The following is a 23,528-nucleotide window of genomic DNA, read 5'->3' as shown; positions in this document are numbered from 1 at the left end:
GTAACGGCATGTCGGGACGAGTGGATGCAGGCGGCAGCCGTCAGCGGACCGGGTCGCCGTCCACGAACACCTGCCGCACCGCGAACCCCTCGTCCAGCAGCACCGCGTCTGCCACGTAGCCGGGCCGTAGGCGACCCAGGTCGCCGCCGCGCCCGACCGCGGCGGCCGGCGTGGCGGTGACCGCCAGCACCGCCTCCTCAACCGGGATGCCCACTTCGACCACCGCGCGCCGGAGGGCGTCGTCGAGGGTCAGCGTCGAGCCGGCGATCGAGCCCCCGCCCGCGAGCCGCGCCACCCCGCCGCGCACCTCGACCTCCAGCGAGCCGAGCAGGTAGTCGCCGTCCCCGGAGCCCGCGGCCGCCATCGCGTCGGTGACCAGCGCCATCCGCCCGGGGGCGCTCGCGAACGCGATCCGCACCATCTCCGGGTGCACGTGCACGCCGTCGTTGACGATCTCCAGTGCCACCCCGGGCGTGCGCGCCGCAGCGGCAACGGGCCCGGGCGCCCGGTGGTGGAGTCCGGGCATGGCGTTGAAGGCGTGCGTGAGGATGGTAGCCCCGGCGTCGAACGCCGCCAGCGCTTGGTCGTAAGACGCGTCGGTGTGCCCGACAGCGACCGCGACGCCGGCCGCCGAGAATGCGCGCACCGCGTCCATGCCGCCCGGCTGCTCTGGGGCGATCGTGATCTGGCGGAGGGTGCCGCCCGCGGCCTCCAGCAGCGTGTCGATGTCGGCGCGCGTCGCCGCACGCAGCAGCGACGGATCGTGCGCGCCCTTGTGGCCGACGTCGAGGAACGGCCCCTCCAGATGCGAGCCGAGGATGCGCGGGTCGGCCGCGGCGAGTTCCGCCACCATCCGAACTCGCGCGGCCAGCTCCGGAACCGAGGCTGTGATCAGCGAGATCACCGCGCGGGTCGTCCCGTGCCGGCGGTGCACATCCAGACCGTGGGCGATCTGCGAGGCGCCGTCGTCGAACGCCGCGCCGCCACCGCCGTGCACGTGGATGTCGACGAACCCGGGAGTGAGCCACGCGCCGGCCGCATCCGTCACCCTGTCCGCAACGGCCGGCTCCGACCGCCAGCTCGTCCCGGACCCGGTCGCAGCGACCGTGCCTCCGGTGAACCGGACCCAGCCGTCCTCGACGACCGTTCCGCTGTCGACCAGTCGTGCCGAGTGGATGAGGTGGTCGCCGCTCACGCGACGATCACCTCGAACCCCTGGTCGACGAAGGCGGACCGCTGCTCGTCGGTGATCCCAGCGTCGGTGATCAGCGTTGTCAGCAGTTTGGGGCCGCCGAGGGTGGCGAACGCCTTCCGCCCGATCTTCGAGGAGTCTGCCACGACCACGGCGCGCGTGGCCCGTCTGGCCATCAGCGAGTTGACGCTCGCCTCGCCCTCGTCGTGCACGGTCGCCCCGACGAGCGGGTCGATGCCGTTCACGCCGATGAAGGCGATGTCCATGGTGATCTTCTCGAGCACGACGTCGCTGTATGGACCGACGAGCTCGTAGGAGCGCGCGTGCACGACGCCGCCCGTCACCACGGTCTTGATCTGCGGCCGCATCACCAGCTGGGCGGCGATATTGATGGCGTTCGTGACGACGGTGAGGCTGGGATGCGGCGACGGCTCCATCAGGTCGGGCCGGGAGGCGAGCACGGTCGCGACCGCCGTGCTGGTCGTTCCGCCGCAGAGGCCGACCACCGCGCCGCGCGGCACCAGGGCGCTCGCGGCCTGCGCGATGCGCAGCTTCTCGGGGGCGTGCTGCTCGCGCTTGTAGCGGATGGGCAGGTCGTAGGCGACGGACTGTCCGATGGCGCCGCCGCGCGTGCGCGTCAGGAGCTGCTGGGAGGCGAGCGCATCCAGGTCGCGGCGGGCCGTCGCGGCCGACACGTCGAGCTTCGCGACGATGTCGTCCACCTCGACCTGGCCGGCCTCGGCCAGCAGGTCGAGGACGGCGTTGAGCCGTTCCGCTCTGTTCATCGGTGTGCCGTCTCCGTTCCGCCCGCGCCGTCCACGCGGGCCACGTCGAACAGGGTCATCAGGCGCGCTGCCTCCTCGGTCACCGCGGCCCGCCCCTCACGGACGTACTTTCGCGGGTCGACCGCGTCGGGATGCGCGGCGAGGTACGACCGGATCGCGTCCGTGAAGAACCGGTTGAGGTGGGTGGAGACGTTGACCTTGGTGATGCCTGCTCGGATCGCCTGCTCGATGGTCTCATCCGCGACCCCGCTGGACCCGTGCAGGACGAGCGGAACGGGTACGGCGTGTCGTAGGCGCGCGATCAGCTCGAGGTCGAGGGCGGCCGTGCGCTCGGTCATCGCGTGCGAGCTGCCGACCGCGACGGCGAGGGCGTCGACGCCGGTCTCCTCGACGAACCGGCGGGCCTCGTCCGGGTCCGTGCGGACGCCGGGCGCGTGGGCGCCGTCCTTCCCGCCGATCTCTCCCAGCTCGGCCTCCACCAGGACGTCGTTGGCGTGCGCGTGCTCGACCACCCTCACGGTCGCGGCCACGTTGTCCTCGTAGCCGAGCACTGACCCGTCGAACATGACGGATCCGAAACCGAGCTCGACGGCCCGGCGGGCGAGCTGCTCGTCCTCGGCGTGGTCCAGGTGGACGGCGACGTGCGCGGTCGACTGCCGGGCCAGCGCCAGGGTCGCCTCCGCGATGGGTTCCAGCGCGCCGTGGTACGCGACGCAGTTCTGCGAGATCTGCAGGATGACCGGCAGCCCCGTCTCCTCGGCTGCGTCGACGAGCGCTTCCGCCGTCTCCAGCAGGATGACGTTGAACGCGGCGAGGCCGGTGCGGCGGCCGACGGCTGCGTGCAGCAGGTCGGCGGTGGGGACGAGGGGCATGGCGGCTCCGGTCGGTGGGCGGCGGTTGGGCGGGCGGTTGGTGGGTGATCGGGCGGGCGGTCAGCCGGTCACGAGGCGCGCCTCGAGCTCCCGGTAGGACGGATGGAGGTCGCCCGCGAGCGGCGCGAGCACGGCGGCGGCCGACCAGGCGGTCGCGCGACGGAGCAGGGCGCCCGGGTCGTCGTTGCCGGCGGCCAGCAGGGTGGCCACGGCGGCGACTGCTGCATCCCCGGCGCCGGTCGCATTGCCGGTCAGCGGCTCGGGGAGGCGAGCGTGCAGAGGCGCGCCGGTGCGGGGCACCGCCAGCAACCCGTCGGCGCCGAGCGAGACGAGGACCAGCCGGGCGCCCCGGTCGAGCAGCCGACGGGCTCCCTCCACCGGGTCGTCCTCGCCCGTCGTCTCGGCGAGTTCTCGGCGGTTGGGCTTCACCACGTCGGCGCCGGCCTCGACGGCGAGCAGCAGTGCCGGACCGACGGCGTCGATCAGGCTCGGGATGCCGCGCTCGGCGGCGGTCGCGACGAGTACGGCGTAGAAGTCGTCGGGGGCGTCCGGCGGGAGGCTGCCGGAGCCCACGAGCGCGGTCGCGGGCACGGCCAGGCGCCGCGCGGCATCCCGGAGCGCCATCCACTCCGCAGCCGTCAGCGGGCCGCCGGTCTCGTTGATCACGGTCGTCTCGCCCGCCGCCTCGTCGACGATCGCGACGCTGCTCCGGGTGGGAGAGGCGACCGGGATCAGCTCCGCGGGAAGCTGCGACGCCTCCAGGTCGTCCGCGAACCGGAGTCCCGAGGGGCCGCCCGCGGTCGCGAGCGCGAACGCCGCCGAGCCGGTCTGGGCGACGACTCGGGCGACGTTCAGCCCTTTGCCACCGGCGCGGACGGCCGGGGGAGCGGCGCGGTGCGTCTCACCCGGCTCCAGGGCGGGCACGCGGTAGGTGAGGTCGAGGGCCGGGTTCGGCGTGACGGTGAGGATCACGACGCGGGCTCCGGTTGCGGAGCGACCGCCGGCGAACCCACGAGGAGGTCCCGGGCACGCAGGGCGGCGCCGATCACCCCCGCATTCTCGCCGATGCTCGCGGGCAGCAGCACGGGCCGGCGGTGGAAGGTGAGGATGCTGTCCAGCTTGGTGGCCAGCGGCTCGAACAGCGCAGGGCCGGCCTGCGCCAGTCCGCCGCCGATGACGATCGCCTCCGGTGCGAGCAGCGCGACCGTGTGGGACAGGTCGAGGGCCAACGCGTCCAGCGCCGACTCCCACACATCCCGCGCGATGGGGTCGCCCTGCTGCGCCCGCTGCAGCACCTCGCGGGCTCCGGGCACGTCGGCTCCGGCCGCAGCGTTGTACCGGCGGGCGATGGCGGCGGCCGAGGCCACGGCCTCCAGGCAGCCGATGCCGCCGCAGGCGCAGACCGGTCCGTCGGCCACGCGCGAGTGGCCCATCTCGCCGGCCAGTCCGCCTCCGGTGTAGAGGCGGCCGTCCAGGAAGAGCGCGCCGGCGATCCCGGTGCCGATCGCCATGACGACCACGTCGCGGTACGGCGTCGCTGCACCGAGGCGATGCTCGGCCTCTCCGGCGCCGCGGACGTCGTGGCTGAACGAGACCGGCATGCCGAGCGCCTCCTCCGCGCGTGCACGGAACGGGAAGTCGCGCCAGCCGAGGTTCTCCGCGAACACGCCGATACCGGCGGCGTCGTCCACATGGCCCGGCACGAGCAGACCGGCCGCCCGGGGGACGACGGCGGGATGCTCGGCCGCGAACCGTGCGGCGAGCCCGGCGATCTCCGTGACCACGGCCTCCCCGGTGGCGGCTCCTGCGTGCGGGGTCGGGATGCGCAGCAGCTCGACGATGCGACCCTCGCCGTCGACGAGCGCGGCCTTGGTGTCGGTGCCGCCGACGTCGAACGCCAGCACGGGCTCGCCGCTCCCGAGCGGGGCGGCGGCCGGTGTCTGCTGGTCGGTGGGCGCGGCGGTCACGAGGGGAGGATGACCGATCGGGTGAGGTTGCGCGGGCTGTCCGGGTCGAGGCCGGCTCGACGGGCGCGGGCCAGCGCGACGCGCTGGGCGCGGACGAGGTCCGCCATCCCGTCGATCGGCCGGTCTTCGAAGCGGGCTCCGGTCACGGCCAGGTCGTCGGCGAGCCCGACGGGGGAGTCGCCGAGCATCCAGGTGACGCGGCCAGGCGCGGCGATCGCGATGGGCCCGTGCCGGTACTCCTTGGCGGGGTACGACTCGGTCCACGACTGGGAGGCCTCGCGCATCTTGAGCGCGGCCTCGTGCGCGAGCCCGATCGTCCACCCCGCGCCGAGGAAGGAGTACTGCTCGGCAGAGATCAGCTCGTCGTCGAGCTCCTCCTCGACCGCGGCGGCCGCCTGGTCGATCGCCGGTGCGAGGTCGTGGCCGAGGGAGGCTCGGACGAGTGCGAGCGCAGTGGTCGCGAAGCGGGTCTGCACGACGGACAGCTCGTCGGCGAAGGGGAGGCGGATGGCGGTGTCGGCCAGGTCGACGAGCGGCGTCTCCGGGTCACCCACGATCCCGATCGTCCGCGTGCGGACTCCCGCCGAACGGACGGCGTCGAGCAGTTCGAGCACCTCGGTGGTCGTCCCGGACCGGGTGATCGCGACGATCGCGTCATAATCCCTGGCAAGCAGGGCGCCGCGGTCGAGCACGGGCGCCTCGGAGGCCGCGAAGGCGTCGCTGACGCCGTGCCCGGCCTGCTCGCGGAGCGTCGCGTACGCCTGCGCCATGAACCACGAGGTGCCGCAGCCCACGATGGCGATCCGCTCGCCGGATGCCGGCAGCAGCGCCTGCTCCTCGCGGAGCCCGGCCGCGGCGGCCCAGGTCTCCGGCTGGGAGCGGAGCTCGGCCTCCATGTGGGCTCCCCCGGGGGATGCGTGCGTCACTGATCGCTCCTGTTCTGCGGTCGCGGCTGGTTTGCAAGGTTGGCTGATGACAATGATCGCTGATGATCGAACCTCGTGTCTAGTAATCACCTTCAATCGTTTCCCCGGAATTCGGGCCGGAATGCGGCCATCGGTGTAACCGACACGTTACAAATTGCAGACGATCTCCCTCCGAATGCTTGACGCGGGCCCCGGTACGCGACATGATTTCGACCATCCAATGAGTGCAAGTGCTTGTTTCGAGCAGAAACAAATCACTAAGCATCAACAGCTACGCATCGTCGCGCAGGTTCCATCGGTAGTGACGGTTCGTGTTTCCCTTCGAGAAGTGAGGAAGTAATGAAGAAGTCACTGCGGTGGGGAGCGGCGGTCGCAACCGCGGCGGTCGCCACCATGACGCTCGCCTCGTGCGGCTTCAGCGGCGGGTCCGGAGGCTCGTCCGGCGGCGCACAATCCCTCGACCTCATGGTCGCAAGCTATTCGGACAACACCAAGGCCGAGTGGCAGCAGATCATCAAGGACTTCGAGGCCAAGAACAGCGACATCGAGGTCAACCTCGACGTCGAATCCTGGACCGACATCAACAACGTCATCAAGACGCGCATCCAGGCCCAGAAGCAGCCGGACATCCTGAACATCGACGCGTTCGCCGGCTTCGCGGCCGACGACCTGCTGTACCCGGCCAAGGACATCGTCTCCGCCTCCACGCTGAACGACTTCCAGGACGCCTTCAAGAAGAACGCGAGCATCGACGGCACCCAGTACGGCCTGCCGTTCATCGCCTCCGCCCGCGCCCTCTTCTACAACAAGGACGACTTCAGCAAGGCCGGGATCTCGGCCCCGCCGAAGACGTGGGCCGAGTTCGAGGACGCCGCGGCCAAGCTGAAGGCCGCCGGCGTCACGCCGTACGGCATGCCGCTCGGAAGCGAGGAGGCCCAGGCGGAGACCGCGATCTGGTTCTACGGCGCAGGCGGCGGCTACGGCGACGCCAAGAAGCTGACGATCGACAGCCCGGCGAACGTCGAAGGCGCGACCGAGATGCAGAAGATCATCAACCAGGGCTACACCGAGCCGAACCCCGGCTCGACGAACCGCACGCCGCTGCTGAACGTCTTCATCCAGGGTCAGCTCGGCATGCAGGTCGGCCTCCCGCCGACAGTCGGCCAGCTGAAGGACAAGAACCCGTCGCTGCAGTACGGCATCGCGCCGATCCCCACCAAGGACGGCTCGGCGTTCACGCTGGGCGTCGCGGACCACCTGATGGCCTTCAAGAACAAGACCGACAAGACCGCGTCGATCAAGAAGTTCCTCGACTACTTCTACTCGAAGGACGTCTACACCAAGTGGGTCAAGGCGGAGGGCTTCCTGCCCACCACCAAGTCGGGCGCGGATGTGATGGCCTCGGATGAGACCATCAAGCCGTTCCTCGACCTGCTGCCGAACGCGAAGTTCTACCCGTCCACCAACGCCAACTGGTCGGCCGCCCAGGGCGCCATCCAGAGCCAGATCGGCCAGCTCGGCCAGGGAGCCAAGCCGGAGGATCTGCTGAAGTCCATCCAGGCGAAGGCGGACGGCCAGTAGGCCGGCGACCCGTAGCAACGAATGACCAGCACCACTGAAACGACTCGCGCGGGGGCGGCCACTGGTCGTCCCCGCCGCGGGGCGTCCCCCAAACCCGCTGGCGGAGCCTCCGACCTCTGGAGCGCAGTGCCGTGGACGCTGCCCGCCCTCATCCTCATCTTCGGAGTCGTGCTGTTCCCGGCCGGCTACATGATCTACAACTCCACCCGGAGGATCTCGCTCGCCGGGGTGGACCACGGCTCGGTCGGGCTGCAGAACTACGTCACCGTGCTCTCGCGGCCGGAGCTGCCCGGCATCCTCCTGAACTCGCTCGTCTGGGTCGTCTCGGTCGTCCTCATCACCGTGGTGATCTCGCTGGCGCTCGCCCAGTTCCTGAACAAGAACTTCCCCGGCCGCCGCTGGGTGCGGATGTCGATCATCGTCCCGTGGGCGGCGAGCGTCGTCATGACGACCACCGTGTTCGTGTACGGCCTCGACCCCTTCTACGGGATCATCAACAAGTTCCTGGTCGACATCCACGTGCTCGCGCAGCCCTTCGGGTTCACGAAGGAGCCCATCCCGGCGTTCATCTCGTCCATCGGCATCGCGGTGTTCGTGTCGCTGCCGTTCACGACCTACACGATCCTGGCGGGACTCGCGGGCATCCCCGGCGACATGCTGGAGGCGGCGAAGATGGATGGCGCGGGCGCGTTCCGCACCTACTTCAGCGTCACGCTCCCCAACCTGCGCAACGCGATCGCCCTGGCCACGCTGATCAACATCATCAACGTGTTCAACTCGCTCCCGATCCTCCGGTTGATGACCGGCTCCATCCCCGGCTACAAGGCCGATACGACGACGACCTACGTGTTCAAGCTGCTGCAGAACGAGCAGCGCATCGACCTCTCCAGCGCGCTCAGCGTGATCAACTTCCTGATCGTGCTCGTGGTCGTGAGCGTCTACCTGCTGGTCGTCAAGCCGATGAAGGAGGTCTCGTGACCGTACCGGCCCCCACCCTCATCGCGGGCGCGCCGAAGGCCCGGCGCAGCGCTTCGGGCGGTCCCCGCCGTTCCCGCGGCTCCGGTTGGCGCACGGCGGGCAAGACGGTCGCCGGCATCGTCATCGCGCTGGTGTTCATCGCGCCGTACCTGATCATGCTGATCGGCTCGTTCAAGAGCCGGAACAACATCCTCGCCGTGCCGCCGACCTACCTGCCAGAGCAGTGGCATCCCGAGAACTACATCACGATGTGGTCGACGCCCGAGACGCCACTGCCGTTCAACCTCATCTCCACCATCGTGATCTCCGTCTTCGCGACGGCGCTGGTCCTGCTCGTCTGCGTTCCTGCCGCCTACTACACGGCGCGGTTCCGGTTCCCGGGCCGCGGGATCTTCCTGTTCCTGGTCGTCGTCACCCAGATGCTGCAGCCGACGGTGCTCGCGACCGGCCTGTTCAAGGAGATGGTCGCGCTCGGGATCAACGACACCTGGCTGGCGATGATCCTCGTCAATGCCGCGTTCAACCTGGCGTTCGCGATCTGGATCATGCACAGCTTCTTCGCCGGCGTCCCGAAGGAGGTCGACGAGGCCGCCCAGCTGGACGGCGCGGGAAAGTGGACCGTCCTGTTCCGGGTGCAGCTGCCGCTCGTGTGGCCGGGAATCGTCACGGCGATCATCTACACGTTCGTGGCCTCCTGGAACGAGTTCGCGGCCAGCCTGGTGATCCTGTCCACGGACGCCAACCAGCCGCTCTCGGTCGCGCTCACCAAATTCGTCGGTCAGTACGACGCGGCCTGGCAGTACGTGTTCGCGGTGTCGGTGGTCGCGGTGATCCCCGTCGTCGTCCTGTTCATGCTGATCGAGAAGCGCCTGGTCGGCGGTCTGACCGCGGGAAGCGTCAAGTAGCCGCTCCGCTGCGGCTCCAGCTCCGGCTGCGGGCCGGCGGCACCCTTGACTACCGGGACATCGAAGCGATGCCCTGGAACCTGTACACAGACTGAACTGCGCCGTCGCGTGTCGTGTGCGACTCGAGCAGCTGTGGTCGACGGGGACCGGGTCGGGGGCCGAAGAGGGGGATGCCCTGGCCGAGGAGGACGGGGACTCGTGTGACGACGAGGTCGGACAGGAGCCCTGCGGCGAGAAGCGCCTGCACTGTGCGGCCGCCGTCGGCATAGACGCGTCTGTCACCCGCCTTTGCAGTGGCCTTCTGGAGTGAGGCCAGGTCGCCGTGAACTGTGACGCGAGAGCGACCCATCGGTGGATGCGGCCCGGGTTCGAGGGTCGTCGAGAGCACATGGATCGGCATTCCTTCGTAATAGTCCGGCGCCGACTCCCGCATCACCTCGAACGTGGTGCGCCCCATGGCGAGCGCGTCGACGGAGGTGAAGAACTCGTCGTAACCGGTGTTGTCGAACACTGTCAGCCAGTCGAGTTCGCCGTTCGGGCCTGCGATGTACCCATCGAGACTGCAACCCAAGAAGGCATGGAAGGTGGTGTGGATATCGGTCATGCGGGGTCCTTCGGTCAGCGAGAGCGGGATATCACAGGAGAAAGCAGAAGGCCAGGGTCGCTACGCAGATGAGCAGCATGCCGGTGGCGTTCACGAACAGGTTGCGCCCGAAGTCGCGTGCTCGGATGTGCGCGGCGATCGCCACGACGAAGTAGAGGACGAGGCAGGAGTTGGTGACGATGCCGAGGGCCGGGATCCCGATCCCCGCGACCAGGCCGGCCGCTGCGGCGACCTTGATCGGAGGCATCAGCCACCAGTACCTGCTCGGCCAATTCACCCCGCGGTAGCACTCCGCCACGAAGCGCACCGGTTTGAGGCACAGGAGGCCGTCGCCCAAGCAGATGACGGCGAGCGCGGCGACGGGCCAGATCGGATCGGGAAGCAACACGCGATCACCGTACCATACGGTATGGCATGGTAGGCTGGGTTTTATGACATCGAGGGATCGTTGGCTCGAAGAAGGCATGACCGTGCTGCGAGAAGAGGGCGTTGCCGGTGTCCGGATAGATCGCCTCGCGGTGCGGCTCGGGCTCACGAAAGGCTCGTTCCACCACCACTTCGCCGGCGTGGAGGACTTTCGCCGGTCGCTGCTCGAGCGCTACGAGTTCGACGCCCTCGATCGGATGGGGAGGACGGTCGCATCACTTGACCGGATCCCGCCACAGCACGTCCTGGTGGATGCCTCGGCACAGATCTCCCGTGACGCCCCCTTGGAGGCGGCGATGCGCGGTTGGGCGTCCCAGGATCAGCTCGCTCAAGCCTCGATGCAGAGGATCGACACCGCGCGCCTGGAAGCGTTGACAGCGGTCTGGGAGTCGATGGTCGCGGACAGAGCGCTCGCTCGCTCGGCGGCGATGATCCCTCATCTGATCCTGATCGGCGCCTCGGTTGCCGCCCCCCGTCCGACCGGGGACGAACTGACCGAGGTATTCGAACTCCTGGGTGCGCTCATTCCCGCCGTTCCTGCGGCCGAGGCGGGCTCTGACAAAGTCGCAGTCGGCGAGCAGGCTCTTGCATCCGAAGACAAGGAGTAGTCATGGAGATCGCCCTCGTTATCGCTGTTGTTCTCGCCCTCGTCGTGGGTGTGGTCAGCTTCCGGAAATCAAAGAACTGAGCGCGTCCGTGACCTGCTGCGGGTGCGACAACGCGGCGAGGTGACCTCCGGGTACATCGTGCACGGCGAGGCCCAGCCGATCGCGAGCGACGGCGCGCTGAAAGGGCAGAGGGAAGAAGCGGTCGTCCCTGCCGGCGAGGACCTGGATCGGCACGTCGGGCCACGCTGTGAAGTCGCACGGGGAACTGAAGAACTCGGCCGAGTCCTGTCCTCCGTGCTGCGTGACTTCGGACTTCAGCTCGTCGGAAAGGTCGTGGGCGAAGTAGGTCTCCAGATCGAAGCCCGCCCCGGGGTCGCGCCCAGAAGCGATGTCGTTGGCGCGCATAGCGTCGGCCTGGCCGACCGCGTCCCACCATTCTCCCGGCGTTTCGCCCTGCACGGGGATCATGGCATTGAGGAACGCGAGGCCGACCACCGGCAACCGGGGCGCCACCATCGCCGCGGTGAAGCCGCCCATGGACTGTGCGACGAGGACGATCCGGGTGCGGGTCCCGGCCGCCTCCACCACCGCATCGCAGTAGTCCGTCAGAGAGGGGGCGCCCATCGGGAGCTCGACAGCGACCACGTCATGACCGAGAACGGTCAGTTCCCGCGCAACCAGATGCCAATACCAGGCTGCTCCGCCGGCCCCGGGAATCATCACGAAATTCATCGCGCAAGACTAGTCCTGCATCGCCGGCGGCACCGACGAACTGCACGTGAGTGGCCTCGACGCTTGCGTGGTGTCAGGCCTGGTCGGGCCACAGACCGCGTCGCTGAGGACTCTCTCAGCCCCGGTCAACCGGTGTCCGACGGCCCTTTCCGGCGGGTACCATTCCCGAGGGGCGATCGCGCGACGATCGGTGGACGGCTACCGGATGGGACGATGACAGCGGGGACGACGAGCACCAGGCGACCGGCTCTGCAGGGCGTCGCGCTTCGCGTACCGAAGCGGCTGCGTTTCGCCGGCCGGGAGGTGCCCTGGTGGGCCGCCGTGCTGGTGCTGTACGCCGTCTCGCGGCTGCTCACGACCTCCCTCATGCTGGCGCTGTTCATCACGGCCAACGTGGCGCACTGGGACTATGCGAGCCCCCGGATGGACCCGACGTTCTTCACGTTCTCCGGATCCTGGGACGGCTCCTACTACAGCCAGATCGTCGAGCAGGGCTACCCGACGTCGCTGCCGCTCGACGCCGACGGCTCGGTGCAGCAGAACCCGTGGGCGTTCCTCCCGCTGTTCCCGATCATCGTCCGCGCGCTCATGTTCGTCACCGGGCTGAGCTTCTACCCGGCCGGATTCGCCGTGGCGATCGCCTTCGGGGCCGCGGCGAGCGTTGTGCTGTTCCGGCTCGTCGCAGCGCGCGCCGGCGTCTCCAGCGCATTCTGGGCGACGGCGTTCTTCTGCTTCGGCCCGCTGTCGTTCGTGCTGCAGATCGCCTACGCCGAGAGCATGTTCTTCTTCCTGATGTTCGCGGCGCTGCTGGCGATGGTTCAGCGCAGGTACTGGCTCATGCTGCCGTTCGGGGTGCTGGCGGCGTTCACGCGCCCCGGCGAGCTCGCCCTCCCGCTCGCGCTGGCCATCATGCTGCTGTTCCGCACCCTGCAGGGGCGGCGCGGAGGAGACCCTTTCCGCCCGCGGGAGCGGCTCACGATCGTGCTGACCGGCGGCCTCATGGCGATCGCCGGAATGGCCTGGCCCATCATCGCCGCGGCCGTCACCGGCACGGGAGACGCGTACGTCAGCACCGAGCTGTCCTGGTGGACCGGGTTCATCGGCAAGGTCGCGTTCATCCCGCTGACGCCGTGGTTCCTGCTCAGCTGGCGCTACCTCAGCATCCTCGGCGCGCTGATCGTCATCGGGATCGTCGCCGGCTACACCTGGATCCTGACCCGGCCGTCCGTGCGCGCGCTGGGGACCGACATGGTCGCCTACGCAGCGAGCTACGGCCTGTACCTGTTCGCGGTGTTCCTGCCGCAGCAGAGCACCTTCCGGCTGCTGCTGCCGCTGTCGCCGCTCGCCGGCGCACGCGGACTGACCCGCAACCGGCGGGCGCGTTCGGCGACGCTGATCACCTGCATCGCGCTGCAGCCGGTGGCGCTGGTGCTGCTGTGGTTCATCGGGTATCCGTGATCGGCGGGCGCTGACCGGCGTCCGCTGACGCTCCAGTCAGGACCCGACGCGCTCCGGCCACGGCACCTCGGGCACCCGCCGGTACCGGGTGCCCGCCGCGTCCCAGTGCTCCGACAGTCGGGAGACGCGCTCGGCGAACTCCTCCAGGTCGCGTGCCGACTCCACCGGCTCGGTGTCGGACGGAGCGGGGGACCAGCCGATCTCGGCGATCGCGGCCAGCCGGGGGAACACCATGTCCTCCACCTCGTCGATGGTGGCCACCGTCTCCGTCCAGAGCGGCGCCTCCACGCCCAGGATGTGCGCCTCGCCGAGCCCGGGGATGACACGCGCCGGGTCCCAGACGTACGAGGCGCCCAGGGTGGTCGGGGTGCCGGTCCAGTCCAGGCCGATCGGGTCGCCGTCCTCGTAGACGATGTCGAGGTAGGCGGCGTTCGACGGCGACAGGATGACCGCCCCGCCGCCGCGCACGAACGCCAATGCCAGCTCGGCCGAGTTGCCGCGCGGCGTCGTGAAGTCCCAGTACTGGCCGATCGTCCCGGCGGGCATCCCCTCCACTTTGCCGAGCTCTTGCCACCCGACGGGGATCTTCCCGTTCGCGACGATCACCTGCGCGGCGTCCGTCAGGAACGCGGCGAAGTCGGCCTCCGTCGTGCTCAGGCACTCGTCGCCGCCGATGTGCAGGTAGGGGCCCGGGGTCAGCCCGGCCACCTCGCGGACGACGTCGCGCACGAACCGCTGCGTCGTCGGGTCGCCGGTACGCAGGGTGCTGAAACCCACCTGGGCGCCGGTGTAGAGCGGAGGCGCCACCCCGTCGGCGTTCAGCTCGGGATACGAGGCGAGCGCTGCGTTCGTGTGCCCCGGCATGTCGATCTCCGGCACGACCGTGATGTGCCGCGCCGCGGCGTACGCGACGATCTCGCGGAACTCGTCCTGCGTGTAGAAGCCGCCGCGGCTGCCGTCACTGCCGGTCGAGCCGCCGATCCGGGTCAGCTCCGGCCACGACTCGATCTGCAGTCGCCAGCCCTGGTCGTCGGTGAGGTGCAGATGGAGGTGGTTGACCTTCAGCAGCGCGATGGCGTCGATGAAGCGCCGGACCTCGTCCGGCGTGAAGTAGTGGCGCGCCACATCCAGCATCGCGCCGCGGTAGGCGTAACGGGGATGGTCGTGCACGCGGACCGCCTCGACCGTGAGCAGGTCGCCGGTGTCTGCCGCCGGCAGAAGCTGACGCAGCGTCTGGACGCCCCAGAAGGCGCCCGCCGGCGTCGCCGCTCCGATGCGCACGCCCTCCGCTGCGACCTCCAGCGTGTAGCCCTCGTCGCTGTCGGAGCCGTCGTCGTGCGGGCCCTCGCCCGGCGCGATCACGATCGCGATGTCGCCGAACGCGGGCGGTTCGTCGACGACTGCGAGCTCGCGTCCGGCCTCGGAGGCCACGTATCGACTGAGGAGGCGGGCGATCGCGTCCGCGCCGGTGCCCGCGACGCTGATGCGCGCCGCGCTGCCGAGGACGAACGGGGAGGCATCCGACGGTTCGATGCGTACAGGGCGGGGCACGACCACGGGGCACTCCTCGAGTGTCTGGTGAGAACGGAGGAGGCCGACGTCGCCCGCCCCACGAGGGATCGGCCAACAGCGAGTATCGCAGGGCTCCGAACAATCAGGCAAGGGTTCCGCCCCTTCCGCCCTTTGCTATGCTTGCCCCGTCGCGACTGGCGCTCAGATGGTCACCATCGGGGAGCGACACGGTACCTCGAGAACACGGATGGATGCGGCCGCGCGCCTGGGTCGCCACAGATTGGTCCATCCCTGTAATGAAGGAGCCGGCAATGACCGATACCCTCCCCTCGACCTTCACCGCCCCGCTGGCGGAGGTCGACCCCGAGATCGCGGAGGTGCTGCAGCTCGAGCTCGGTCGCCAGCGCGACTACCTCGAGATGATCGCCTCCGAGAACTTCGTCCCGCGCGCGGTGCTCGAAGCGGTCGGCTCGGTGCTCACCAACAAGTACGCGGAGGGCTACCCCGGCCGGCGCTACTACGGTGGCTGCGAGTACGTCGACATCGCCGAGCAGCTGGCGATCGACCGGGCGAAGGCGCTGTTCGGCGCCGAGTACGCGAACGTCCAGCCGCACTCCGGTGCGTCCGCCAACGCGGCGGTGCTGTCGGCCATCGCGACGCCGGGCGACACCATCCTGGGCCTGGAGCTGGCCCACGGCGGCCACCTCACGCACGGCATGAAGCTCAACTTCTCCGGCAAGCTCTACAACGCGGTCTCGTACGGCGTCGACCCGGAGACCTTCCTCGTCGACATGAACGTCGTCCGCGACAAGGCGATCGAGCACAAGCCGCAGGTCATCATCGCCGGCTGGTCGGCCTACCCGCGCCAGCTCGACTTCGCCGCCTTCCGCGAGATCGCGGACGAGGTGGGCGCCAAGCTGTGGGTCGACATGGCGCACTTCGCCGGTCTCGTCGCGGCCGGCCTCCACCCGTCGCCCGTCCCGCACGCGGACGTGGTGAGCTCGACCGTCCACAAGACCATCGGCGGTCCCCGGTCCGGCTTCATCGTGAGCCGCGACACCGAGCTCGCCAAGAAGCTCAACTCGAACGTCTTCCCCGGCCAGCAGGGCGGCCCGCTGATGCATGTCATCGCGGCGAAGGCGACGGCGTTCAAGCTCGCGGCGACGGAGGAGTTCAAGGACCGTCAGGCGCGCACCATCCGCGGCGCGCAGCTGCTCGCCGAGCGGCTCACCGCGGAGGACTCACGCTCCGCGGGCGTGGACGTGCTCACCGGCGGCACCGACGTGCACCTGGTGCTCGCCGACCTCCGTCACTCGGAGCTCGACGGCCAGCAGGCGGAGGACGTGCTGCACGAGGTCGGAATCACGGTGAACCGCAACGCCGTGCCGTTCGACCCGCGGCCGCCGATGGTGACCTCCGGTCTGCGGATCGGCACCCCGGCCCTCGCGACCCGCGGCTTCGGCGACACGGAGTTCACCGAGGTGGCCGACATCATCGCCTTGGCGCTGCGCCCCGGAGCCGACACCCGCGCCCTCCGCGCCCGCGTCGACGCCCTGACCGCCGCGTTCCCGCTGTACCCCGGCCTGACCCCCTCCGGCCAGGAGGGCTTCCCGGTCGAGCTCCCCTCCTCGATCTGACCCCGTCCCACCGTCGAGTACACGATTTCTGCACGCTTGAGCACCTCGGAGCGTGCAGTTTTCGTGTACTCGCGGGCGGGGACCGGAAGGAGAACGGCATGACGGCACAGGTGCTCGACGGGAGGGCGACGGCCCGGGAGATCAAGGCGGAGCTGGCGGTGCGCGTCGCAGCGCTGCGCGAGCGCGGTGTCGTGCCTGGGCTCGGCACCATCCTCGTCGGGGATGACCCGGGCTCGCGGTGGTACGTCGACGGCAAGCACCGCGACTGCGCCGAGGTGGGCATCGCCTCCTTCCGCCGGGACCTGCCGGCCGACATCTCCCAGACCGAGCTGGAGGCGACGGTCGAGGAGCTCAACGCCGACCCGGACTGCACCGGCTTCATCGTGCAGCTTCCACTCCCCGGGCACCTCGACGCCGACGCGATCCTGGAGCTGGTGGATCCGGCCAAGGACGCCGACGGCCTCCACCCGACGAACCTCGGCCGGCTGGTGCTGAACGTCAACCGCCCGATCACGTCGCCACTGCCGTGCACCCCGCGCGCGGTGATCGAGCTGCTGCTCCGGCACGGCATCGACATCCGCGGCACGGAGGTCGTGGTGGTCGGCCGCGGCGTCACCGTCGGTCGGCCGCTCGGCTCGCTGCTGACCCGTCGCGAGTTCGATGCGACGGTCACGCTGACCCACACCGGCACGAGGAGGCTGCACGAGCACCTCCGCCGTGCCGACATCATCGTGGCGGCGGCGGGTGTCGCTGGGCTGGTGACCGCCGCGGACGTCAAGCCGGGCGCGATCGTCCTCGACGTCGGCGTCAGCCGTGTGGAGGATCCGGTCACCGGAAAGAGCGTGGTCGTCGGCGACGTCGCGCCCGAGGTCGCGGAGGTCGCCGCCTGGGTCTCGCCGAACCCGGGAGGGGTGGGCCCGATGACGCGGGCGCTGCTGCTGCAGAATGTGGTCGAGGCGGCGGAGAGGGAGTCGGCATGAGCGAGACGGCACGATCGCATCCCGCCGTGGAACGCGTCGAAGCGGCCCTGCTGGCTGCCGACGTCGAGCCGCGGGTGCGCTGGTTCGAGACGGCGACCCCGACCGCGGTCGCCGCGGCGGCGGAACTCGGTGTGGAGGTCGGCGCGATCGCCAACTCCCTGGTCTTCACCCTCGACGGGGAGCCGCTGCTGGTGATGACGTCGGGAGCGCACCGTGTCGACACGGCGTTCCTCGGCGAGCGTCTGGGCGGCCGCATCCGGCGCGCGGACGCCGACACCGTCAAGGCGGCGACCGGCCAGACGATCGGCGGCGTCGCTCCGGTCGGCCATCCCGCGCCGCTGCGCACCGTCGTGGATGTGGCGCTCGCCGACTACCCGGAGGTCTGGGCCGCCGCCGGCCACGCCCACACGGTCTTCCCGACCACCTTCGACGACCTCATCCGCCTCACCCACGGCACCCCGTCGCCCGTCGCCCCCTGACCCCGCGCCCAGGCCCCCCACCGTCGAGTCCACGATTTCTGCACGCGACACGCCGCTGGAGTGTGCAGAAAGTGTGGACTCGACGGTGGGGGGAGACCCCCTCAGTGGTCGAGCACCACGACGAAGCGGCGGCGGACGACGCGCTGGCCGGGGGCGCCGGTGAGCTCGTCGAGGGCGGTCAGCACGCGGTCGAGGATGCGCGGGCGCAGCGGCAGCTCGGCCTCGTCGGGCTGGTCGACGGTGCCGGCGGGGTAGTCGACGCCTGGCGACGTGGACATCTCGATGTGGGCACCGCGCAGCTCGCGGACCGGAGCCGTCGGGTCGTCGCGGAACCGGATGAGCCGCTCGATGGTCGCCCGGAACTGCGGCAGGTCCCGCACGTACAGTCGCGCCGGCAGCACCGTGTCCCCGGTGAAGAGGATGCCCGTCCGGCGGTCGAAGAACACCACGGCGGAGGGTTCGTGACCGGGTCCGCCGATGACGTCGACCACGCGGCGTCCCAGGTCGAACTCCACCGTCTCGTCCGGCCAGGACCGGAAGCCGAAGAATCCGATCACCTCGGCCGGGCTCGCCCCGACGACCGTCGTCCCCGGCCGGTCCCGCAGCAGCGCATCCCCGGCGATGTGGTCGCCGTGCGCGTGCGTGTGCGCCACGACGAGCGGGTAGGGGCGGACGAAGACGACCGGATTCCGGCGCAGCCACTCGGACGTCAGCCGCTCGACCGTGCCTCGCAGCGGGAACACCGACTCATCGGTCGTCGCACCCGTGTCGAGCAGGAGGGCGCGCTCCCGACCGAAGAGCAGGTACAGGAAGGGCGCCTCCCAGTGCGACGACTTCGGCTGCCGCAGCTGGACGGTGTCCGGGTCGAGCCAGGTGACCTCCGGCTCGTTCATGCCCTGTTCGCTCATCCGTCACAGTCTCCTGCGTCCGGGTAACCGGCAGGTGAACGGGCGCTCAGCTCTCGCGCTTGGCGCCCTCCGACGCGCGCACCGTGAACAGCTCCGGCGCACCGAACCCGTGCTCGGCGAACGCTCCGTCGAGGGCGACCAGCACGCGGCTGACCGCGTCGGACGGCACCAGCGCGATCGCCGATCCACCGAACCCGCCCCCGGTCATCCGAGCGCCGATCGCGCCGTTCGCCTGCGCAGTCTCGACCGCCAGGTCGAGCTCGGGCACGGAGATCTCGAAGTCGTCGCGCATCGAGACGTGGGAGGCGTCCAGCAGCGGGCCGATGGCCGTCGGGCCTTGCTCGCGCAGCGTCCGGACGGTGTCGAGGACGCGCTGGTCCTCGGTGACGATGTGCCGTACCCGGCGGAACGTCACGTCGTCGAGCAGCGCGCGCGCGCGGTCGAGGTCGGCGACCGAGACATCCCGCAGCGCTTCGACGCCGAGAATGCGCGCCCCCTCCTCGCAGGAGGCCCGGCGGTCGGCGTACCCGCCGGTCGCGTGGTCGTGGGTGACGCCGGTGTCGATGATGAGCAGCTCGAGCCCTGCGTCCTCGAGTCCGAGCGGGACGATCTGCGACTCGAGAGACCGGCAGTCGAGGAAGACCGCCGCGTCGCGCTCGCCGAGGAGGGACGCGGACTGGTCCATGATCCCGGTCGGCGCTCCGACCGCCACGTTCTCGGCGCGCTGGCCGACCCGGGCGAGCGTCTGCCGGTCGAGCCCGAGCCGCCACAGGTCGTTGAGCGCCACGCCGACCGCGCCTTCGATGGCGGCCGACGACGACAGCCCCGCGCCCACGGGGACGTTGGAGTCGAGGAGGATGTCGACACCCGGCACGGCGGCGAGGTCCGCCCCGAACTGGCCGAGCGCCCAGGCGACGCCGAGCGGGTAGGCCGCCCAGCCGCTCAGCGCCTCGGGGGTCAGCTCGTCGAGGGAGACCTCCACCAGCTCGTCGGTGAAGGTGCTGCCCACCCGCACGACGCGGTCGTCGCGCGCGCCGACCGCGGCGACGGTGCGGCGGTTGATCGCGAGGGGGAGCACGAAGCCGAGGTTGTAGTCGGTGTGCTCGCCGATCAGGTTGACGCGTCCGGGCGCCGACCAGACGCCGTCGGGTTCGCGGCCGAACAGCTCGGCGAAGTCGTCGTGGACGCCGGTGCGCAGGTCGGTCATCGGTCAGCCTCTCGGTCGGGGGTGGATGCTGCGGCGGCCGGATCGACGGTCACCAGTCCGGAGACGGCGACCGGCAGCTCGCCGACGGGGTTCTCCTGGTCGGCGCGCCCCACGGCTTCGCGGAGGGCTGCGGCCGCCTGCTCGGGCGGGATGTCGCCGATCCAGGCGCCCATGGCCGACTCGGAGCCGGCCAGGAACTTCAGCCTATCCGCGCCGCGGCGGGGGGAGGTCAGCTGCAGCATCAGGCGGATCTCGTCGCGCCGGATGCCGACCGGGGCCTGGTGCCAGGCTGCGATGTAGGGGGTGGGGGAGTCGTAGAGCGCGTCCACCCCCCGCAGCACGCGCAGGTAGAAGGTGGCGAGCTCGTCGCGCTCCGCAGCGGTCGTCTCGGACAGGTCCGCGACGTGCCGGTGGGGCAGGACGTGGATCTCGATCGGCCAGCGTGCCGCGAACGGCACGTACGCGGTCCAGTGCTCACCGGCCAGCACGACGCGCTCCGACGCGCGCTCCCGCTCGAGGATGTCGGCGAAGAGGGTCGGGCCGTACGCGTCGAGCGAGCGGATCAGGGCCGTCGTGCGCGGCGTGATGTACGGGTAGGCGTAGATCTGGCCGTGCGGGTGGTGCAGGGTGACGCCGATGGCCTCCCCGCGGTTCTCGAAGGGGAACACCTGACGGACGCCGGGAAGTGCAGAGAGCTGTGTCGTCCGGTCGGCCCACGCCTCGATGACGGTCCGCGCGCGGGAGGGTGTCAGGCTGCCGAAGGCGCCGGTGGTCGCCGGGCTGAAGCAGACCACCTCGCAGCGGCCGACCGAGGTACGGGTGCGTGCGATGCCCACCTCGGTGAGGTCCTGAAGGCCCTCCGGCGCATTCTCGTCGTGGAGCAGGGGACCGAATGACGGCGACTTGTTCTCGAACACCGCGACGTCGTAGAGGTCGGGGATCTCGGAGGGGTTGGTCGGGCTGGCGGGCGCGAGCGGGTCGAGCTCGGCCGGCGGGAGCATGACACGGTTCTGCCGGGCCGCCGCGATCGACACCCACTCGCCCGTGAGCGGGTCCTGGCGCATGGTGGCGGTGGCCGGACGCGGGGCCGGCTCCCGGAGGTCGGGCTTGCGCTCGGGGGCGAGCGCCGTGTCGGCGTCGTCGTAGTAGATGAGCTCCCGGCCGTCGGAGAGACGGGTGGGACGCTTTGTGATCGCAGCCATGCCATCCTTTCGTTTCCGAAAGCGAGAATACCGCGTTCGCTTTCGTATTGACAAGGAATCGGAAGGCGCAGAGCATGGGGCGTATGAGCGAACCGCTGCCCGCCGCGCTCCGCCGCGAGCGCATGCTCGACCTGATCGGCCGCGCCGGCTTCGCGCGCGTCTCCGACCTGAGCGAAGCGTTCCAGGTGTCCGACGTGACCGTCCGCACCGACCTGGATGCGCTCGACCGGGAGCAGAGCATCCGGCGCGTGCACGGCGGTGCGGTCCTCCGCACGGCGGGCGGCAGGGAGCCGAGCTTCGAAGAGGCTCTGGAGGCGTCGGCCGACGAGAAGCGCCGCATCGGCCAGGCGGCCGCCGCGATGGTCGTGCCGGGCAGCAGCGTGCTGCTCGACGTCGGGACCACGACCGCCGCGATCGCCCGCGCCCTGGTGGAGCGCGACGACCTGGAGGGCATCACCGTCATCACGAACGGCCTCACCATCGCGCTCGAACTGGAGCGGGCCATCCCGCGCTTCGAGGTCGTCGTGACGGGTGGGACGCTGCGCCCGCTCCAGCATTCGCTCGTCGAGCCGCTCGCAGCCCTGCTCCTCGAGCGCGTGCACGCCGACGTGGCGTTCATCGGCTGCACCGGCGTGCATCCCACGGGCGGCATCACCAACGTCAACCTGCCGGAGGCGGACCTCAAGCGCGCGATGGTGCGCTCGGCGGAGCGGGCGGTCGTCGTCGCCGACGGCAGCAAGCTCGGCCGCACGCACCTGGGCCGGATCGCGGCGGTGGACGAGGTGGCGGAGCTCCTCACCGGCGAGTCCGCATCCGGAGAGTCCGTGACGGCATTGCGGGATGCGGGACTCCCGGTGATCGTGGCCTGAGGCCTACCCTGGTTCCATGCGACCCCTGACCGGCGACCAGTACGAACTCGACTTCGGCGACCTGAGCGCCACCATCGTGCAAGTGGGGGCCGGCATCCGGTCGCTGCGCTTCGCGGAGTCCGACCTGACGGAGCCCTACCCGGCCGGCGAGCAGCCGCCGTCGGCGTGCGGGATCGTGCTCGTGCCGTGGCCCAACCGGGTGGCCGACGGTCGCTGGGAGCACGACGGGCAGACGCGCCAGCTCGACCTCACCGAGCCGGCCAAGCGTAACGCCATCCACGGCCTCCTGCGCCGGCGGCCGTACGAGCTGGTCGACCGATCGGACTCGACGGTCACCCAGGCTGCGACGATCTACCCCGAGCCCGGCTACCCGTACCTGCTCGACACCACCGTCATGCACGAGCTGCACACCGAAGGCCTCACGGTGACCCACGCGGTCACGAACGCCGGAGAGGATGCAGCACCGGTCGCCATCGGCGCGCATCCCTACTTGCGGATCGCCGACGTGCCGCCCGAGCAGCTCACGGTCACCGTGGCCGCCCGGACGCGCTTCGAGACGGACGACCGCAGCAACATCACCGGGGAGGCACCGGTCGCCGGCACCGCGTTCGACCTGTCGTCCGGTCGCCGCGTGAGCGAGCTCGACCTCGACACCGGCTTCGCCGACCTCCCCGATGGACCGGTGGAGCATTCGCTCGCCGCCGATGACGGCCGGAAGGTCGTGCTGTGGGGGGATGCGGACTTCCGCTATGCGCAGGTGTTCACGAACCGGAAGTTCGCCACCAAGCCCGGCGGCGTCGCCCTCGCGATCGAACCGATGACCGCCCCGGCGAACGCCCTCAACTCCGGTCGTGGTCTGCGCTGGCTGGAGCCGGGTGAGACCTGGACCGTGAGCTGGGGCATCCGGCCGGAGGGATTCGGCGGAGAGGCCTACCTCGCCAGCTGGGGGTAGAGCACGCGCACATCCTCGTGGAGGTGCGACTTGACGTACTGCGCGGTGTCGCCGACCACGGCCTCCGCCTCGTCGTTCGCCACCGCGTCCAGCGCCTCCTGCACCACCTGCTGCGGCGGCACCTTCACTCCGGTGGCGTCGGCCGCCATCTCGGTGTCGACGTAGCCGACGTGGACGCCGACCACCTGGATGCCCGCCGGCGCGAGCTCCACGCGGGTCGAGTTGCTGGCGGACCAGAGCGCCGCCTTGCTCGCGCTGTACGAGCCGACGCCCAACCAGCTGAGGGCCGAGTGCATGCTGACGATCGCGCCGCCGCCGTTAACCTCCAGGATGGGTGCGAAGGCGCGGGTGACGAGCACCGGACCCCAGTAGTTGGTGTCGAGCTCGCGGCGGATCTCGTCGAGGTCGCCGGTCACCAGCGACTGGTTGGCAGCTATGCCCGCATTGTTGACGAGGACGGTCACGTCGGTGGCGACCTCGGCGGCGCGCCGGATGCTGTCGGCGTCGGTGACGTCGAGTTGCAGCGGCACCACGCGAGGGTCGTCGGTGGCGATGGACTCGGGGCGGCGCGCTGCCGCGTAGACCTTCGAGGCGCCGCGCTCGAGCAGGGCGGCGACGAACGCGGCGCCCAGTCCGCGGTTGGCGCCGGTGACGAGGGCGACGCGCCCGGTGATGTCGGTCATGGGTGTTCCTTCCAAAAGTAAACCGATCTGTGTATCGGTGCGATGCCAATGTACACAGATCGGTT

General features: G+C 70.4%; 24 protein-coding genes and 1 riboswitch. Of the genes, 10 read left to right on the top strand and 14 right to left on the bottom strand.

Going from position 1 to position 23,528, the window contains the following annotated elements:
- Positions 1 to 40 precede the first annotated feature (40 nt).
- The 6 genes from nagA to SB754_RS11825 are packed head-to-tail and all read right to left on the bottom strand — an operon-like array spanning position 41 to position 5,712.
- Complete coding sequence (gene nagA, locus SB754_RS11850) at positions 41 to 1,195, bottom strand: N-acetylglucosamine-6-phosphate deacetylase (protein WP_410782522.1); 1,155 nt, start codon at positions 1,193 to 1,195, stop codon at positions 41 to 43.
- On the bottom strand, positions 1,192 to 1,977 hold the full coding sequence (locus tag SB754_RS11845; RefSeq protein WP_410782521.1) for a DeoR/GlpR family DNA-binding transcription regulator: 786 nt from the start codon (positions 1,975 to 1,977) through the stop codon (positions 1,192 to 1,194). The genes nagA and SB754_RS11845 overlap by 4 nt, the downstream gene beginning before the upstream one ends.
- On the bottom strand, positions 1,974 to 2,849 hold the full coding sequence (locus SB754_RS11840) for a class II fructose-bisphosphate aldolase (RefSeq protein WP_410782520.1): 876 nt from the start codon (positions 2,847 to 2,849) through the stop codon (positions 1,974 to 1,976). The genes SB754_RS11845 and SB754_RS11840 overlap by 4 nt, the downstream gene beginning before the upstream one ends.
- A 60-nt stretch (positions 2,850 to 2,909) precedes the next feature.
- A complete protein-coding gene (locus SB754_RS11835) occupies positions 2,910 to 3,821 on the bottom strand; it encodes a 1-phosphofructokinase family hexose kinase (RefSeq protein ID WP_410782519.1) in 912 nt (303 codons plus the stop codon).
- Complete coding sequence (locus SB754_RS11830; protein ID WP_410783312.1) at positions 3,818 to 4,753, bottom strand: ROK family protein; 936 nt, start codon at positions 4,751 to 4,753, stop codon at positions 3,818 to 3,820. The genes SB754_RS11835 and SB754_RS11830 overlap by 4 nt, the downstream gene beginning before the upstream one ends.
- Positions 4,754 to 4,812: 59 nt before the next feature.
- On the bottom strand, positions 4,813 to 5,712 hold the full coding sequence (locus tag SB754_RS11825; protein WP_410783311.1) for an SIS domain-containing protein: 900 nt from the start codon (positions 5,710 to 5,712) through the stop codon (positions 4,813 to 4,815).
- Between the two features lie 369 nt (positions 5,713 to 6,081).
- Here SB754_RS11825 and SB754_RS11820 point away from each other — a divergent pair, with 369 nt between their 5' ends.
- From SB754_RS11820 to SB754_RS11810, 3 genes are read left to right on the top strand one after another with little or no spacing between them, the layout of a single operon-like run.
- Positions 6,082 to 7,323, top strand: a complete 1,242-nt coding sequence (locus SB754_RS11820) for an extracellular solute-binding protein (RefSeq protein ID WP_410782518.1) — start codon at positions 6,082 to 6,084, stop codon at positions 7,321 to 7,323.
- Between the two features lie 21 nt (positions 7,324 to 7,344).
- Positions 7,345 to 8,301 (top strand): carbohydrate ABC transporter permease, encoded by a 957-nt coding sequence (locus SB754_RS11815; RefSeq protein ID WP_410782517.1) that lies wholly within the window; start codon positions 7,345 to 7,347, stop codon positions 8,299 to 8,301.
- Complete coding sequence (locus SB754_RS11810; protein ID WP_410782516.1) at positions 8,298 to 9,206, top strand: carbohydrate ABC transporter permease; 909 nt, start codon at positions 8,298 to 8,300, stop codon at positions 9,204 to 9,206. Before SB754_RS11815 ends, SB754_RS11810 begins: the two co-directional genes overlap by 4 nt.
- A 49-nt stretch (positions 9,207 to 9,255) precedes the next feature.
- Here SB754_RS11810 and SB754_RS11805 read toward each other — a convergent pair whose 3' ends face one another.
- Both SB754_RS11805 and SB754_RS11800 read right to left on the bottom strand, forming a co-directional pair.
- Complete coding sequence (locus tag SB754_RS11805) at positions 9,256 to 9,810, bottom strand: dihydrofolate reductase family protein (RefSeq protein ID WP_410782515.1); 555 nt, start codon at positions 9,808 to 9,810, stop codon at positions 9,256 to 9,258.
- Between the two features lie 31 nt (positions 9,811 to 9,841).
- Positions 9,842 to 10,198, bottom strand: a complete 357-nt coding sequence (locus tag SB754_RS11800; RefSeq protein ID WP_410782514.1) for a DoxX family protein — start codon at positions 10,196 to 10,198, stop codon at positions 9,842 to 9,844.
- Positions 10,199 to 10,274: 76 nt separating this feature from the next.
- On the opposite strand from SB754_RS11800, the gene SB754_RS11795 reads away from it, so the two are divergent.
- Positions 10,275 to 10,844: a TetR/AcrR family transcriptional regulator gene (locus tag SB754_RS11795; protein ID WP_410782513.1), complete on the top strand. Its 570-nt coding sequence runs from the start codon at positions 10,275 to 10,277 to the stop codon at positions 10,842 to 10,844.
- Between the two features lie 54 nt (positions 10,845 to 10,898).
- Here the strand turns inward: SB754_RS11795 and SB754_RS11790 are convergent, their stop codons facing one another.
- Complete coding sequence (locus tag SB754_RS11790; RefSeq protein ID WP_410782512.1) at positions 10,899 to 11,576, bottom strand: alpha/beta fold hydrolase; 678 nt, start codon at positions 11,574 to 11,576, stop codon at positions 10,899 to 10,901.
- Positions 11,577 to 11,789: 213 nt separating this feature from the next.
- Here SB754_RS11790 and SB754_RS11785 point away from each other — a divergent pair, with 213 nt between their 5' ends.
- A complete protein-coding gene (locus SB754_RS11785) occupies positions 11,790 to 13,034 on the top strand; it encodes a hypothetical protein (RefSeq protein WP_410782511.1) in 1,245 nt (414 codons plus the stop codon).
- 36 nt (positions 13,035 to 13,070) lie between these two features.
- Here the strand turns inward: SB754_RS11785 and SB754_RS11780 are convergent, their stop codons facing one another.
- A complete protein-coding gene (locus SB754_RS11780) occupies positions 13,071 to 14,591 on the bottom strand; it encodes a beta-N-acetylhexosaminidase (protein WP_410782510.1) in 1,521 nt (506 codons plus the stop codon).
- A gap of 135 nt (positions 14,592 to 14,726) precedes the next feature.
- Positions 14,727 to 14,824, top strand: a riboswitch (ZMP/ZTP riboswitch).
- Positions 14,825 to 14,857: 33 nt separating this feature from the next.
- On the opposite strand from SB754_RS11780, the gene glyA reads away from it, so the two are divergent.
- The 3 genes from glyA to SB754_RS11765 all read left to right on the top strand — a co-directional run bounded on the left by glyA (position 14,858) and on the right by SB754_RS11765 (position 17,642).
- Positions 14,858 to 16,183 (top strand): serine hydroxymethyltransferase, encoded by a 1,326-nt coding sequence (gene glyA / locus SB754_RS11775; RefSeq protein ID WP_410782509.1) that lies wholly within the window; start codon positions 14,858 to 14,860, stop codon positions 16,181 to 16,183.
- A gap of 98 nt (positions 16,184 to 16,281) precedes the next feature.
- The gene (locus SB754_RS11770) at positions 16,282 to 17,163 is read left to right on the top strand and encodes a bifunctional methylenetetrahydrofolate dehydrogenase/methenyltetrahydrofolate cyclohydrolase (RefSeq protein ID WP_410782508.1); all 882 of its coding nucleotides are present in this window, start codon (positions 16,282 to 16,284) and stop codon (positions 17,161 to 17,163) included.
- Positions 17,160 to 17,642, top strand: a complete 483-nt coding sequence (locus SB754_RS11765; protein WP_410782507.1) for a YbaK/EbsC family protein — start codon at positions 17,160 to 17,162, stop codon at positions 17,640 to 17,642. The genes SB754_RS11770 and SB754_RS11765 overlap by 4 nt, the downstream gene beginning before the upstream one ends.
- Positions 17,643 to 17,743: 101 nt before the next feature.
- On the opposite strand, the gene SB754_RS11760 is transcribed toward SB754_RS11765, so the two are convergent.
- Genes SB754_RS11760 through galT form a run of 3 tightly spaced genes read right to left on the bottom strand, consistent with a single transcriptional unit; the run spans position 17,744 to position 20,959 of the window.
- Positions 17,744 to 18,550 carry an MBL fold metallo-hydrolase gene (locus SB754_RS11760; RefSeq protein WP_410782506.1) on the bottom strand — a complete coding sequence of 269 codons (807 nt, stop codon included), beginning with the start codon at positions 18,548 to 18,550 and terminating at the stop codon, positions 17,744 to 17,746.
- A 46-nt stretch (positions 18,551 to 18,596) separates the two neighbouring features.
- Complete coding sequence (gene galK / locus SB754_RS11755; protein ID WP_410782505.1) at positions 18,597 to 19,757, bottom strand: galactokinase; 1,161 nt, start codon at positions 19,755 to 19,757, stop codon at positions 18,597 to 18,599.
- A complete protein-coding gene (galT, locus tag SB754_RS11750) occupies positions 19,754 to 20,959 on the bottom strand; it encodes a galactose-1-phosphate uridylyltransferase (protein WP_410782504.1) in 1,206 nt (401 codons plus the stop codon). Before galT ends, galK begins: the two co-directional genes overlap by 4 nt.
- 83 nt (positions 20,960 to 21,042) lie before the next feature.
- On the opposite strand from galT, the gene SB754_RS11745 reads away from it, so the two are divergent.
- Complete coding sequence (locus SB754_RS11745; RefSeq protein WP_410782503.1) at positions 21,043 to 21,828, top strand: DeoR/GlpR family DNA-binding transcription regulator; 786 nt, start codon at positions 21,043 to 21,045, stop codon at positions 21,826 to 21,828.
- 16 nt (positions 21,829 to 21,844) lie between these two features.
- Positions 21,845 to 22,780 (top strand): aldose 1-epimerase family protein, encoded by a 936-nt coding sequence (locus tag SB754_RS11740; RefSeq protein WP_410782502.1) that lies wholly within the window; start codon positions 21,845 to 21,847, stop codon positions 22,778 to 22,780.
- On the opposite strand, the gene SB754_RS11735 is transcribed toward SB754_RS11740, so the two are convergent.
- A complete protein-coding gene (locus SB754_RS11735) occupies positions 22,759 to 23,463 on the bottom strand; it encodes an SDR family oxidoreductase (protein ID WP_410782501.1) in 705 nt (234 codons plus the stop codon). The two genes, SB754_RS11740 and SB754_RS11735, sit on opposite strands and share 22 nt — an antisense overlap.
- Positions 23,464 to 23,528 lie beyond the last annotated feature (65 nt).

Source organism: Leifsonia sp. SIMBA_070, from assembly GCF_046534635.1.
Classification (GTDB): domain Bacteria; phylum Actinomycetota; class Actinomycetes; order Actinomycetales; family Microbacteriaceae; genus Leifsonia.
Note: the sequence above shows the minus strand (reverse complement) of the source record. Positions and strands in the feature narration are given on the sequence as shown.